Origin of the sequence: Streptomyces sp. NPDC047085 (assembly GCF_040643735.1) — a bacterium.
Classification (GTDB): domain Bacteria; phylum Actinomycetota; class Actinomycetes; order Streptomycetales; family Streptomycetaceae; genus Streptomyces.
In genome coordinates this window covers 657,393-671,755 of the sequence record NZ_JBEYUW010000002.1, presented here as the reverse complement: position 1 = coordinate 671,755, position 14,363 = coordinate 657,393, and the positions used below count along the sequence as shown (strand labels likewise).

Genomic DNA, 14,363 nt, shown 5'->3' with positions numbered 1-14,363 from the left:
GGGAGAGAGGGCCTGGGCCATGGACCGTGGCAGCGAGCGGGACACACCTCCCGGCCGCGGCGCCGGTGACCCCGCGGCGGGCCGGATCCCGCTGGCCGTGGTGGTCGTCGACCGCGACGGGCTGGTCTCCCACTGGAGCAGCGGCGCCCGCCGCCTGTTCGGCGCGAGCCGCGAGGACGCCGTCGGGCGCCCCGCCGCCGACCTGCTGCCGGTCTCCGGCGCGCTCCCCGACGATCTCCACGGCGACGCCCCGCCCGACGCCTACGACCCCTATGAGGCGTACGAGCCGTACGAGGGACTCGGCCCCGACCTGGAGGCCTCCCTCGGCGGCCGCACCGCCTACCCGACCGCGGGCCGCGCCCGCCTCTACCCGCACCGGAACCCGCCCCACGGGGACGGACCGTCCGGCCGCGAGGCACCGGGTGCCGAGGCGTCCGGCTCCGAGGCGTCCGGCCCCGAGGCGGCAGACGGCGAGCGGGTCGACGTGCTCTGGTGGGCGTACCCGCTGGTCGGCCCGGAACCGTTCCGGCTGCTGGTGCTCGCCGCCGACGCCACCCGGCTGCGCGACGAACGCGGCTACGACGACGAGACCGCCGAACGTATCTCGCCCGGCTTCGCCCGCCACACCGAACTGCCCGCCTCCGACGAACTGGAGCGGCGGCTGCCCGAGATCCTGCCCAACATGGGGCCGGGGACGAGCGGCCGCATCGTCTCCCAGGTCCTCGAACTCGGCTACCCCGTCCTGGAGTTCAGCCAGTTCGACCGGGTGCCCGTCACCCCGTACTGGGGCGTGCCCCGCCGCGCCGGACGCAGCCGCGCCGAGACGGCCGTCGTACCCCAGCAGCGCACGGCCCCCGTCATCCCGGCGGGCGCCGAACAGGACCTGGAGTACGCCGCCGTGCGCGAGCGGCTGGAGTTCCTCAACGAGGTCAGCTCCGGCATCGGCACCTCCCTCGACCTCGGCGAGACCATCCGGGAGGTCACCAGCGCCGCCGTGCCCCGCTTCGCCGACTTCGCCGGCACCCACCTGCGGGCCGCCGTCCTCGCCGGTGAGGGCTTCCCGGACGGGCCGCCCGACGCCAGCACGGTGATGTACCGCGTCTGGGTCGAGCACAACGACGAACCGGGCCGCTGGGACGACACCGTGCCGGTCGGCGAGGCCTTCGCGTTCCCCGAGCACACCCCGTTCTACAAATGCATGGTCACGGGCGAACCGGTCCTCATCCCGAGGGTCACCGAGGAGCTGTCCAACCGCATCTCCGGCGAGTTCGAGAAGCGCGACCTCAGGCCTCTCATCGGCGGCCGCTCCCTGCTGATCGTGCCGCTCAAGGCGCGCAATGTCGTCCTCGGCTTCATGGTGCTGATGCGCCGCCCCGACCGCCCGGCGTTCGACGACATGGACCGTACCACCGGCGCCGAACTCGCCGCCCGCGCGGGCCTCGTGCTCGACAACGCGCGCATGTACACGTACCAGGAGAACGTCGCCGACACCCTCCAGGACAGCATGCTGCCGCAGGTCTCCCCGCGGATGGCCGGCTGTGACGTGGCGACCCGCTATCTGCCCGGCACCCGGCTCGGGCGGATCGGCGGCGACTGGTTCGACACCATCAAACTGCCCGGCTCCCGCACCGCGCTCGTCGTCGGCGACGTCATGGGCCACGGTCTCAACTCGGCCGCCATGATGGGCCAGTTGCGCACCGCCGTGCAGACCATGGCCACCATGGAGACCCCGCCGGCCCAACTGCTGCGCAATCTCGACGACCTGGCCCGGCGGCTCGGCGAGAACTACCTCGCCACCTGCCTGTACGCGGTCTACGACCCGATCCGCGGCGAGCTGCAGCTCGCCAACGCCGGACACATCCCGCCCGTCCTGGTCCGCGCCGAGGACGGCAGCAGCGAACTGCTCGACCTGCCCACCGGCGCCCCCATAGGCGTCGGCGGCGTCCCCTTCGAGGCCACCGTTGTCCGCGTCCGGCCCGGCGACCGGCTGGTCCTGTGCACCGACGGCCTGGTCGAGGTGCGCGGTTCCGACATCGGCGAGGGCCTCGCCGCGCTCTGCGAGTCCGCCGCGCACCCCGCCGCCTCCATGGACGACGCCTGCGACACCATCATCCGCGCCCTCAACACCCGCGGCGGCCGGAAGGACGACGTCGCCCTCCTGATGGCCCGGCTCAACGGCATCCCGGACGACCACGTCGCCGAGTGGCAGCTCGACGCCGACCCGCGCGACGTGCCCCGGGCCCGCCGGCTGGTCCGCGAGCAGCTGGAGCGGTGGGGCCTGCCGCACGCGGTCGAGACGGCGGTGCTGCTGGTCAGCGAGGTCGTCACCAACGCCGTCCGGTACGGCGGAGGCGGTCGCGTCGGACTCCGGCTGGTCCGCACCGACGCGCTGCTGTGCGAGGTCACCGACGACGAACCCGCCCTGCCCGCCATGCTCGCCGTCGGCCCGACCGACGACTCCGGCCGCGGCCTGCGTGTGGTCAGCCGGCTGGCCCGGGAGTGGGGCGCCACCGCCAGCGGACACCGCAAGACCGTCTGGTTCGAACAGGCCCTCACCCCGGGCCGCTGACCGTCAACCCACGGGGGCGCTCGGCCTGCGTGCGCGCCCCCCGGGGTGGCCGGGGTCCATACATCCGGTGAAGGTGCCCACCGGCCCCTTGCCGAAGGCACGACGACCGCGATATCCCGATCACGGAACCGACCGTGGGGAGATCGTGATGAACGTCTCGGACAACTACCGCAACGCGTGGGAGAGTTACTGGCGTGAGACCTCCGACGAGACGGGCGAGGCCATCTGGGACTCCGATCCCTCCCTGACCGCCGAGCCGCACAGCGCGCTGCTCCTGCCCCACGCCGACACGACACGGACCATCGTCGACCTCGGCTGCGGCAACGGCACCCAGACCCGCTATCTCGCCACCCGGTTCGCCCGCGCCATCGGCGTCGACCTCTCGCACGCCGCCATCGAGCACGCCCGCCACGCCGCCGGCGAGGCCGGCGTCGAGTTCCAGCAGCTCGACCTCACCGACACCGACGCCGTACGGGCCCTGCACACCCGGCTCGGCGACAGCAACGTCTACATGCGCGCCGTCATCCACCAGAGCGAACCGGAGGCCCGTGCCGCGGTCGCCGCCGCCGTCGCCGAGCTCATCGGCGCCGAGGGCCGCGCGTTCGTCGTCGAACTCACCTCCGGCTCCCGGGACGTGCTCAAGCGGGCCGCCTCCGGACCGGAGGGCCCGGGCCCCAAGCTGCGCCGGGTCTTCCAGCACGGTCTCAAGCCCGCCGACGCCGACGACGAGGAGATCCCGCGGCTGCTGGCCGCCGCCGGGCTGGACGTCCTCGCCACCGGCGAGACGACCCTGCCGCAGACGGAATACCTCGCCGACGGCACCCGCATCGACCTGCCCGCGCGCTGGTTCGTGCTGGCCGGGAAAATGAACGCGGACGCGACCTCGTGACCCCGCCACCGCACGGGACGGGCAGGCGTCGTGGCCCCCGTCCCGCGCGCTCGGCCGCGCGCGGAATCGGAACGGGCACCGGGCGGTGCCGGCGCACGGGGTGCCGTAACGAAGCCGTGTCCCTTGAGTGAAGATCCGTCCTATAGCATTCCCCTCGCACATGCACCCGAAGGTGCACCCGCAGGTGTAGAGGGGGGCCCTCAGCCGTGACCGTCCGTACGGCCGAAGTACGCAGCCGAGGGCGGCGGCGTGCTCCGCGCTCCGGGCGCCCGCAAGCCCCGGAGGGGCTGCTGCCGACGCCGCCAGACGAGCGGGAGAAGTACAGCTACGTCAAGCGCCACACCTGGGTGCTGACGTCCAGTTCTCTCATCGGCTTCGTCTGTGTGATGCTCAGCCAGGCCGACACCGCCCGGCACAGCGCGTGGATCTGGGTGTTCGCGCCCACCCTGCTGCTGGCCGTCGTCGGCTTCCTCATATCGATGCGCCTGGAGGCGTTCGCCCCCAGCTTCGACCTCAAGGGGCACCGCCGTCTGGTGCGCCGGTGGCAGCCGGAGCACTACCCGAGCGTCGACGTCTTCCTGCCGGTGTGCGGCGAGCCGCTCGAGGTGCTGCACAACACCTGGCGCCATGTGCGGACCCTGGCCGACACCTACCCGGGCCACGTCGAGATCCTGGTGCTGGACGACGGGGACAGCGCGGAAGCGGCCGCCATGGCGGCCGACTTCGGCTTCCGGCACCTGGTGCGGCCCAACCGGGGCTGGATGAAGAAGGCCGGCAACCTCCGCCACGGCTTCGAGAACTCGAACGGCGAGGCGATCCTCATCCTGGACGCCGACTTCGTCCCGCGCTCCGACCTGCTGCACGAACTGATGCCGTATCTGGACGACGACCCGCGCTGCGCCATCGTCCAGTCCCCGCAGTTCTTCCGCGTGCTGGACCAGCAGAACTGGATCGAGCGCGGCGCCGGCGCCGTCCAGGAGCTGTTCTACCGCTCGGTGCAGGTCTCCCGGCAGCGCAGCGACGGCTCCATCTGCGTCGGCTCCTGCGCGGTCTACCGGCGCGCCGCCCTGGACGAGATCGGCGGCACCAGCCTCATCGAGCACTCCGAGGACATGCACACCGGCTTCGACCTGCGGGCCCGCGGCTGGGACCTGCGCTACGTCCCGCTCGCCCTGTCCACCGGCATCTGCCCGGACACCGTGGGCGCCTACTACAACCAGCAGTACCGCTGGTGCATGGCCTCGATGAGCATGCTCGGCAGCCTGCGGGACTTCTGGCAGGTGAAGATGCGCTTCGCCAGCCGGCTCTGCTACATGTCCGGCTTCATCTACTACATCGAGACGGCCCTGCTCACCTTCACCACCCCGCTGATCGCGCTGACCCTGCTGATCCACTACCCGGACCAGCTCCAGGCCACCAACTACTGGATGGTCCTGCCCAGCGTGCTCTACCTGACCGTGGTCTACCCCCTGTGGCACCGCAACCCCTACCGGCTGGAGGCCTGGGCGACCCGCATCATGTACGGCTGGGCGCACGTCTTCGCCATCTGGGACGTCGTACGCCGCCGCCCGATGGGCTGGCAGCCCACCGGGTCCAGCGGCGCGAAGAAGAACAAGACCCGGCGCTTCTGGGGCGGCATGTGGATCTGGAGCGCCCCCACCGCCGTGCTCTGGCCGGTCCTCGCCGTGTGGCGCATGAACGGCGCCCACCCGGAGAACTTCGCGCTGATGCTGGCCCTGGGCCTGTTCTACGCGGTGGCCGTCGGCCGGGTACTGATCCAGCCCAAGGAGGTGACCGCGTGAAGGCCACCGCCCTCGCCCGGACGCTGGCGGCCCTGCTGACCGCGATCGTCTGTCTGTCGGGCTGCGTCAGCACCGGCGAGAAGCCCGTCGGTGCCGGCGGCGACGCCGCCCAGCCGGCCGCCACCCTGCCCGGCGGCGGCAAGCTGTACGCGCCCACCCAGCCGTACAACGTCACGCCGCTGCTGCACCCCGAGAAGAAGTACTTCGGCGCCACGTTCGACGGCGTCCCCAAGGACCTGGGTCCCGTCCAGAGCTACGCCTCCCAGGTCGGGCGCACCCCGACCATGCTGGAGTACTACCTCGGCTGGGGCGACGCGCCGCAGGCCGACCAGACCCGGGCGGTGTGGGAGAACGGCCAGCTGCCGTACATCGCCTGGGAGCCCCACAAGGCCACCCTCGCGCAGATCGCCTCCGGCAGCGAGGACCCGTACATCGTCGACACCGCACGGACACTGCGCGCCATCAACGTGCCCGTGGCCATCAGCTTCGCCCACGAGATGAACGGCGCCTGGTACCCCTGGGGCACCAAGGACGCGACCGCCGCGCAGTTCGTGAAGGCCTGGCGGCACGTGCACGACGTCTTCCAGGACGAGGGCGTCTCCACCGTCATCTGGGTCTGGAGCCCGAACGTCATCAACCCCGTGCCCCAGGTCGCCCTCAAGCCGTACTACCCCGGCGACGGCTACGTCGACTGGATCGGCGTCGTCGGCTACTACGCGCGCACCGGCGCCCAGGACTTCCAGAGCCTCTTCGGGCCGACCTTCCGGCAGATCAGGACGTTCACCCAGCGTCCCTTCCTGCTGGCCGAGACCGGATCCCAGCCCAACCCCCGCAAGAGCGCGCAGATCACCGAGCTGCTGAAGACCGTCGCCGGCCGCCGCGACATCGTGGGCTTCATCTGGTTCAACCTGAACAAGGAGACCGACTGGCGGGTCGACAGCAGCCCCGCCACGCTCGCCGCGTTCCGTGCCGCGGCCCGGGACCACCGCTATGACCTCGACTTCACCGCTCTGAAGTAGACGAGACAGAACCATGACCTACACCGAGCCCCCGACCAAGGCTCGCACCGGCGACGACGGCCATGACGGCCATGACGGCCAGGGCAGCCACGACTGGTTCGGAGGCAAACGCGACCGCGACCGCGGCGACAGCCACGGCTCCGGCCACGGCTACGGCGAGGCGTCCGCTCCGTCCCCGCACCCGGTGCACGAAGAGACCATGCAGCTGTCCGCGCTGCCCCCGCTCCCCGTGCACGAAGAGACCATGCAGCTGCGGTTCCTGCCGCCCCCGCCCGTGGAGGCGGACCCCGGCTTCTCCTTCGTCGAGCAGCCGCTGCCCGGCTGGACGCTGCCGCCGCCCGCCCCCATGGGCTGGGCCGCCGACACCGGGCGCCGGCGCCGCATGGTCGGCCTCGCGCTGCTCGTCGTCATCCTGCTCGTCCAGGCCGCGCTGTCGCTGCGGCTCACGAACTCCGCGTTCGAGGACGAGGCGCTGTACGTCTACGCAGGCCACGTGGAGATCGGCCACCTCTTCTACGGGGCACCCGACTACGGCGGCTTCGACACGTACTTCTCCGGCGCCCCCGTCCTCTACCCCGTGCTGGCGGCCGCCGTCGACTCCGTCCTCGGCCTCGCCGGGGTGCGCGCGCTCAGCCTGCTCTTCATGCTGACGGCCACCGCCTGCCTGTACGGGCTCACCCGGCGCCTGTTCAACGAGCGCGCCGGACTGTGCGCCAGTGCGCTGTTCGCCGTCTCCATGCCGACGCTGTTCCTCGGCCACTTCGCCACCTACGACGCCATGGCCGTCTGCCTGCTGGCCCTGACCGCCTGGCTCGTGGTGGTGATCGCCCCGCGGCACTGGCTGCTGGCCGCGCCCGTCGGGCTGGTGGCCGCGCTCGCGGTCGCCGTGAAGTACGCCTCGGCGCTGTTCCTGCCCACCCTGGTGCTGCTGTACGTGCTGGCCGCCTACCGGCACCACCACACCCGCCGCGCCCTGCTGCGCGGCGCGGCCCTCAGCGCGGCCACCATCGGGGCGCTCCTCGGCGGCCTCGCGGCCAGCGGCTACCTGACCGCGATCCAGAGCACCACCACCGCACGCGCCCACGGGGACACGCCCGCCTGGCAGATCGTGCAGGACACCGGCCGCTGGGCGGGGCTGCTGATCGCCGTCTCCCTGGTCGGCTCGGTCACCTACGCCCGCACCGCGCGGCTGGCCGAGATACCCGGCTGGCGGCGGGCCGTCCCGGGCCGCCGCTGGCGCACCTGCCTGGGCGTGCTGCTCACCGGCACCGCGCTGCTCGCGCCCGCGTACCAGATCCATCTGCAGACCGAGACGTCCCTGCAGAAGCACATCGGCTTCGGGCTGTTCTTCGCCGCGCCCATGGCGGGTGTCGGGGTGACCCGGCTGATGGGCGCCCACTTCAAGTTCCCGCAGTGGGCCATCGCCATCGGGGTCGTCGCGCTCACCCTCGGCCTGAGCCAGTCCGCCGCCTACTTCGGCAGCTGGCCCGACACCCGCTATCTGATCCCGCAGCTGTCCTACACGGTGCGGCCGGGACAGCACTGGCTGGGCGATCCGAAGGAGGGCCCGGTCTACTACCTCAGCCGCGAGCGCCGCTCCAACTACCAGGACTGGGTGTCCTTCTTCTTCATCGACTACAAGACCCGCGACGGCCGCCATCTGTCCGGCATCCCCGGCTACCGCGCCGCCGTCCGCGAGGGCTACTTCGACGGCGTGGTGCTGAACTACTCCGGCGGGCTGCCGGCCCCCGAGGAGGCCGTACGCGAGGAGATGCGCACCAGCGGCCTCTACCGGCTCACCAGCTCGCTGCCCTACCGGACGTCCACGGGCGGCGGCCACTTCGAGATCTGGGTCAGACAGGCCGCCGCGGGACACGGAGGCGGCAAGGACTGAGGTCCGCGGGCGCCGTGTCGTAGCCTGCCGCCCGCCGGGCGCGTAACGTGCGCAGCATGAAGATCCTCATCAGTGCGGACATGGAAGGCGCCACCGGCGTCACCTGGCCGGCCGACGTGCTGCCGGGGACGCCGCAGTGGGAGCGGTGCCGGTCGATGTTCACCTCGGACGTGAACGCCGCCGCCCTGGGCTTCTTCGACGGCGGCGCCGACCAGGTCCTGGTGAACGAGGCCCACTGGAGCATGCGCAATCTGCTGCTGGAGCATCTCGACGAGCGGGTCGAGATGCTCACCGGGCGGCACAAGGCGCTGTCCATGGTGGAGGGCGTCCAGAACGGCGACGTGGACGGCATCGCCTTCATCGGCTACCACGCCGGCGCCGGCATGGAGGGCGTCCTCGCCCACACCTACCTCGCCAACCAGATCACCGGGGTGTGGCTGAACGACGTCCGCGCGAGCGAGGGCCTGCTCAACGCGCACGTCGTCGCCGAGTACGGCGTCCCGGTCGTGCTGGTCACCGGCGACGACGTGGCCTGCGAGGACGCGCTCGGCTACGCGCCCGAGGCGCCGAAGGTCGCGGTCAAGGACCATGTGTCGCGCTATGCGGCGGTGTGCCGCACCCCGGCCCGGACCGCCGCCGACATCCGCGCCGCGGCCAAGGAGGGTGCCCGGCTGGCGGTCCGTCACCAGCCCGTGACGGCAGGGCCGTTCACCGTCGCGGTGGAGTTCGACGCCGAGCATCTGGCGATGGCCGCCACCGTCGTCCCGGGCGTGACACGCGTCGGGGAGCGGAAGGTTGCGTACACCACCGCCACCATGTACGAGGGGATCCGTACGTTCAAGGCGGTCACCACGATCGCCTCGGCCGCCGTGGAGGAGCAGTATGGCTGACCAGCAGGCCCTGGACGAGGTCGTCGAGTTCACCTCCGGCCTGATCCGGATCGACACCACCAACCGGGGTGGCGGCGACTGCCGGGAGCGGCCCGCGGCCGAGTACGCGGCCGAGCGGCTGGCCGGCGCGGGCCTGGAGCCGGTGCTGCTGGAGCGCACGCCGGGACGGACCAACGTGGTCGCCCGGATCGAGGGCACCGACCCGTCCGCCGACGCCCTGCTGGTCCACGGCCACCTCGACGTGGTGCCCGCCGAGGCCGCCGACTGGAGCGTGCACCCGTTCTCCGGGGAGGTCCGCGACGGCGTGGTGTGGGGGCGCGGGGCCGTCGACATGAAGAACATGGACGCGATGATCCTGGCGGTCGTCCGCGCCTGGGCCCGGCAGGGGGTACGGCCCCGGCGCGACCTCGTGATCGCGTTCACCGCCGACGAGGAGGCCAGCGCCGAGGACGGCTCCGGGTTCCTCGCGGACCGGCATCCCGAGCTGTTCGAGGGCTGCACGGAGGGCATCAGCGAGTCCGGCGCGTTCACCTTCCACGACGGCGCCGGGCGCCACATCTACCCGATCGCGGCAGGCGAGCGCGGCACCGGCTGGCTCAGGCTCACCGCGCGCGGCCGGGCCGGACACGGCTCCAAGGTGAACCGGGAGAACGCGGTGACCCGGCTCGCCGCCGCCGTCACCCGCATCGGCGACCACGAGTGGCCGCTGCGGCTCACCCCGACCGTGCGGGCCGCCCTCACCGAACTCGCCGCCCTCTACGGATTCGAGCCGGACTTCGGGGACGTCGACAGCCTGCTGGAGAAGCTCGGCCCGGCCGCCGAGCTGGTCGAGGCGACCGTCCGCAACAGCGCCAACCCGACCATGCTGGACGCCGGTTACAAGGTCAACGTGATCCCCGGGGAGGCCGTCGCCTTCGTGGACGGGCGCTATCTGCCGGGCGGCGAGGAGGAGTTCACCGCCACCCTGGACCGGCTCACCGGGCCGGACGTCGACTGGGAGTTCCACCACCGGGAGGTCGCCCTGCAGGCCCCCGTGGACGGGCCGACCTTCGCCAGGATGCGTGCGGCCGTTCAGGAGTTCGCGCCCGAGGGGCACGTGGTGCCGTACTGCATGTCCGGCGGCACCGACGCCAAGCAGTTCTCGCGGCTCGGCATCACGGGCTACGGCTTCGCGCCGCTCAAGCTGCCCGAGGGCTACGACTACCAGTCGCTGTTCCACGGCGTCGACGAGCGCGTGCCCGTCGAGGCGCTGCACTTCGGCGTCCGGGTCCTCGACCGTTTCCTGCGGACGGCCTAGGCGAGGGGGAGCAGGTGCTCGAGACGAGGGGGGACGAAGTGCTGAAGTCGGCGTACGGTTCCTGGCCGTCGCCCATCGACGCGACGCTGGCCGCCGCGCACGACGGGCAGCCCGAGTGGGTGGGGTTCGTCGGGGACGAGGTCTGGTGGACCGAGCCCCGGCCCGCCGAGGGCGGCCGCCGCGCGCTGGTGCGGCGCACGGCGGACGGCCGGGAGGAGTCGGTGCTGCCCGCGCCGTGGAACGTGCGCAGCCGGGTCATCGAGTACGGCGGCCTGCCCTGGCACGGGGTGGTCCAAGGCGGCGCGCCGCTGCTGGTGTTCACGCACTTCGCCGACCAGCGGCTGTACCGGTACGAGCCTGGCGGCGAACCCGTCCCGCTGACCCCGCTCTCCGCGGTGGGCGGCGGACTGCGCTGGGCCGAGCCGCGGGTGGACCTCGCCCGCGGTGAGGTGTGGTGCGTGCTGGAGGAGTTCACCGGGGACGGCCCCGGTGACGTGCGGCGCGTCCTGGCCGCCGTACCGCTGGACGGCTCGGCCGCCGACGACCGGGCCGCCGTACGCGAACTCACCGACGACCGGCGCCGGTTCGTCACCGGCGCCCGGCTCTCGCCCGACGGCCGCCGGGCCGCCTGGCTCGCCTGGGACCATCCGCGGATGCCCTGGGAGGGGACGGAGCTGCTCGTCGGCGAGGTCGGCGACGACGGCACCCTGCACGCGGTCCGCACGGTCGCCGGCGGTCCCGAGGAGTCCGTCGCGCAGGCGGACTGGACCCCGGACGGCGCGCTCCTGTACGCGAGCGACCGCGGCGGCTGGTGGAACCTGTACCGCGACGGCACCCCGCTGTGTCCCCGCGAGGAGGAGTTCGCCGGGCCGCTGTGGAAGCTCGGCACACGGTGGTTCGCGCCGCTGGACAACGGGCTGATCGCGGTCGTCCACGGGCGCGGGTCGACCCTCCTCGGCGTACTCGATCCCGAATCCGGTGAGGTCGTCGACGCCGCCGGACCGTGGACCGAGTTCGCGGGCACCCTCGCCACCCACGGCACCCGTGTCGTCGCGGTCGGCGCCAGCCCGCGCACCGCCTACGAGGTGGTCGAACTGGACACCCGCAGCGGACGCGCCCGCGCGATCGGCGCCCGCCACCGGGACCCCGTCGACCCCGCCTACTACCCGGAACCCCAGATCCGCACCTTCACCGGCCCCGCCGGCCGCGAGGTGCACGCCCATGTCTACCCGCCGCACCACCCCGGCCGCGCCGCCCCCGACGGCGAGCTGCCGCCCTACGTGATCTGGGCGCACGGCGGCCCCACCGGCCGGGCGCCGCTCGTGCTGGACCTCGCCATCGCCTACTTCACCTCCCGTGGCATCGGCGTCGCCGAGGTCGACTACGGCGGCTCCACCGGATACGGCCGCGCCTACCGGGAGCGGCTGCGCGAGCAGTGGGGCGTGGTCGACGTCGAGGACTGCGCGGCCGTGGCCCTCGCCCTCGCCGAGGAGGGCACCGCGGACCGCGACCGGCTGGCGATCCGCGGCGGCAGCGCGGGCGGCTGGACCACCGCCGTCTCCCTGACCACCACCGACGTCTACGCCTGCGGCACCATCATCTACCCCGTCCTCGACCTCACCGCCTGGGCGACGGGGGAGACCCACGACTTCGAGTCCCGCTACCTGGAGTCGCTGGTCGGCCCGCTCGCCGAGGTGCCCGCCCGGTACGCCGAGCGCTCGCCCGCCGCGCACGCCGACCGGCTCACCGCGCCGTTCCTGCTGCTGCAGGGCCTGGACGACGTCATCTGCCCGCCCGCCCAGTGCGAACGCTTCCTCGACCGGGTCCAGGGCCGGGGCGTCCCGCACGCCTACCTCACCTTCGCGGGGGAGGGGCACGGCTTCCGGCGCGCCGACACCATGGTGCGCGCTCTGGAGGCCGAACTGTCCCTGTACGCCCAGGTGTTCGGGCTTGACACGCCCGATGCCCCGACGCTGGAGCTGCGCACATGAGAGAGCTGGTACGGCCCGCCCGGCTGGCCCCCGGAGCACGCGTGGCCGTGGTCGCCCCCAGCGGGCCGGTGCCCGAGGAACGGCTCCAGGCCGGCCTCGACGTGCTGCGCGGCTGGGACCTGGACCCCGTGGTCGCCCCTCATGTGCTGGACCGGCACGGCGAGTTCGGCTATCTCGCGGGCACGGACGCCGACCGGGCCGCCGACTTCCAGAACGCCTGGTGCGATCCGGCGGTGGACGCGGTGCTGTGCGCCCGTGGCGGCTACGGCGCGCAGCGGATGACGGACCTGCTCGACTGGGAGGCGATGCGCGCGGCCGGCCCCAAGGTGTTCGTCGGCTTCAGCGACCTCACCGTCCTGCACGAGGCCTTCGCCACCCGCCTCGGCCTCGCCACTCTGCACGGGCCGATGGCCGCCGGCATCGACTTCGTCAAGAACGAGCGCGCCCGGGACCATCTGAAGGCGACCCTCTTCGCGCCGGAGACCGTGCGCACCATCGCCTCCGGCGCCGGCAGGGCCCTCGTCCCGGGCCGGGCCCGCGGGATCACCCTCGGCGGCTGCCTGTCCCTGCTCGCCGCCGAACGCGGCACCCCGGGCGCCCGCCCCTCGGCGCTGGGCGGGCTGCTGTGCCTGGAGGACGTCGGCGAGGAGACGTACCGGCTGGACCGGTACCTCACCCAACTCCTGCGCTCCGGCTGGTTCGACGGGGTGCGCGGGATACTGCTCGGCTCCTGGGAGGAGTGCGACCCCTACGACCGGGTGCGGCCCCTGCTCGCCGACCGGCTCGGCCCGCTCGGGGTGCCCGTCGTCGAGGAGTTCGGGTTCGGGCACTGCGCGGGCGCGTTGACCATCCCCTTCGGTGTGGCCGCCGAACTCGACGCGGACGCGGGCACGTTGACGCTGGACGAGCCGGCCCTGCGCTGAGGATCACCAGCGGTCCCCGGGCCGGCGCCTACCGGCCGGTATCCCCGTGGTCACCCGGAGGGCGGCACCCGGTGTGCGGGGCGGGGCCCCCGGTCCCACCCTGGTCGCATGAGCACGAAGACCCCGGACAGCGGCGCCGCCACAGGCGGCAAGGGCCAGCTCACGACGCTCACCCGGACGACCGTGCTGGCCCTCGCGCTGCTCACCCTGGTCTTCGTCTTCCAGAACACCGGCACCGTCCGCATCCGGCTGCTGGGCTCCGACGTCACCCTGCCCCTGTGGACGGCCCTGCTCGCCACCGGTCTCATCGGAGCCCTGTGCGGGGCGTACGCGATGAAGCGCCGGGGTCAGTGAGGGGTCGTAGCCCCCGTGGGGTGCCGGCGCCGCCCCGGCCCGGCCGGCGGGCCCCCGAAGCGCCGGGGCCGGTGGGACCGCGAAGCGCCGGGGCCGATGGGACCGGGACCCGGCCGGCGCGTACGCTGGGCCGATGCCGCACACCACGCCCCACTACCTCGCCGAAGGCCCACGCGTGGGCATCCGCTCCTTCACGCTGGAGGACGGCCCCGAGTTCACCGCACGGGTCAGGGAGAGCAAGGACCTGCACCGGCCGTGGCTGTTCCCGCCCGACACCGAGGAGGCGTACGCCGGCTACGCGGGCCGGCTGATCGAGGACCCGGCCCGGGCCGGGTTCCTGGTGTGCGAGAAGGACTCCGGGGACATCGCCGGGTTCATCAACATCAACAACATCGTGCGGGGCGGCTTCCAGTGCGGTGCCCTCGGCTACGGCGCCTTCGCGCACGCGGCCGGGCGGGGGCTGATGCGCGAGGGGCTGGACCTGGTGATCGGGTACGCGTTCGGGCCGCTCGGCCTGCACCGGCTGGAGATCAACGTGCAGCCCGGCAACACCGCGTCCATCGCCCTCGCGCGCGGTGCCGGCTTCCGCCTGGAGGGCTTCTCACCCGCCATGATCTACATCGACGGCGGGTGGCGCGACCACGAACGCTGGGCGCTCACCGCCGAGATGCGGGCCGCCGACGGGCCCTTTGCGCAATCCTGACCCGTCCCGACTCTGGCCCTCTCGCCGCGCGG

General features: G+C 73.0%; 11 protein-coding genes. All 11 read left to right on the top strand.

The genetic code is table 11. From position 1 onward, the window contains the following. The first annotated feature begins 19 nt into the window (after positions 1–19). The 11 genes from ABZ865_RS08660 to ABZ865_RS08610 all read left to right on the top strand — a co-directional run bounded on the left by ABZ865_RS08660 (position 20) and on the right by ABZ865_RS08610 (position 14,331). Positions 20–2,569 (top strand): SpoIIE family protein phosphatase, encoded by a 2,550-nt coding sequence (locus ABZ865_RS08660; protein ID WP_361225988.1) that lies wholly within the window; start codon positions 20–22, stop codon positions 2,567–2,569. 148 nt (positions 2,570–2,717) lie between these two features. Continuing rightward, entirely contained in the window at positions 2,718–3,458 is a 741-nt protein-coding gene (locus ABZ865_RS08655) for a class I SAM-dependent methyltransferase (protein WP_361225985.1), read from the top strand. Positions 3,459–3,844: 386 nt separating this feature from the next. Continuing rightward, complete coding sequence (locus ABZ865_RS08650) at positions 3,845–5,260, top strand: glycosyltransferase family 2 protein (protein WP_361227253.1); 1,416 nt, start codon at positions 3,845–3,847, stop codon at positions 5,258–5,260. Then, complete coding sequence (locus ABZ865_RS08645) at positions 5,257–6,279, top strand: glycosyl hydrolase (protein ID WP_361225982.1); 1,023 nt, start codon at positions 5,257–5,259, stop codon at positions 6,277–6,279. The genes ABZ865_RS08650 and ABZ865_RS08645 overlap by 4 nt, the downstream gene beginning before the upstream one ends. 13 nt (positions 6,280–6,292) lie before the next feature. Next, positions 6,293–8,173: a glycosyltransferase family 39 protein gene (locus ABZ865_RS08640; protein WP_361225979.1), complete on the top strand. Its 1,881-nt coding sequence runs from the start codon at positions 6,293–6,295 to the stop codon at positions 8,171–8,173. Between the two features lie 56 nt (positions 8,174–8,229). Then, a complete protein-coding gene (locus tag ABZ865_RS08635; RefSeq protein ID WP_361225977.1) occupies positions 8,230–9,063 on the top strand; it encodes a M55 family metallopeptidase in 834 nt (277 codons plus the stop codon). Further along, entirely contained in the window at positions 9,056–10,360 is a 1,305-nt protein-coding gene (locus tag ABZ865_RS08630; RefSeq protein ID WP_361225974.1) for a M20/M25/M40 family metallo-hydrolase, read from the top strand. Before ABZ865_RS08635 ends, ABZ865_RS08630 begins: the two co-directional genes overlap by 8 nt. 38 nt (positions 10,361–10,398) lie before the next feature. Continuing rightward, positions 10,399–12,351, top strand: coding sequence for a prolyl oligopeptidase family serine peptidase (locus ABZ865_RS08625; protein ID WP_361227250.1), 1,953 nt, complete (start codon positions 10,399–10,401; stop codon positions 12,349–12,351). Next, positions 12,348–13,274 carry an LD-carboxypeptidase gene (locus ABZ865_RS08620; protein ID WP_361225971.1) on the top strand — a complete coding sequence of 309 codons (927 nt, stop codon included), beginning with the start codon at positions 12,348–12,350 and terminating at the stop codon, positions 13,272–13,274. The genes ABZ865_RS08625 and ABZ865_RS08620 overlap by 4 nt, the downstream gene beginning before the upstream one ends. A 108-nt stretch (positions 13,275–13,382) precedes the next feature. Continuing rightward, positions 13,383–13,628, top strand: a complete 246-nt coding sequence (locus ABZ865_RS08615; protein ID WP_361225968.1) for a LapA family protein — start codon at positions 13,383–13,385, stop codon at positions 13,626–13,628. Between the two features lie 133 nt (positions 13,629–13,761). Beyond that, positions 13,762–14,331 (top strand): GNAT family N-acetyltransferase, encoded by a 570-nt coding sequence (locus tag ABZ865_RS08610; protein ID WP_361225965.1) that lies wholly within the window; start codon positions 13,762–13,764, stop codon positions 14,329–14,331. Positions 14,332–14,363 lie beyond the last annotated feature (32 nt).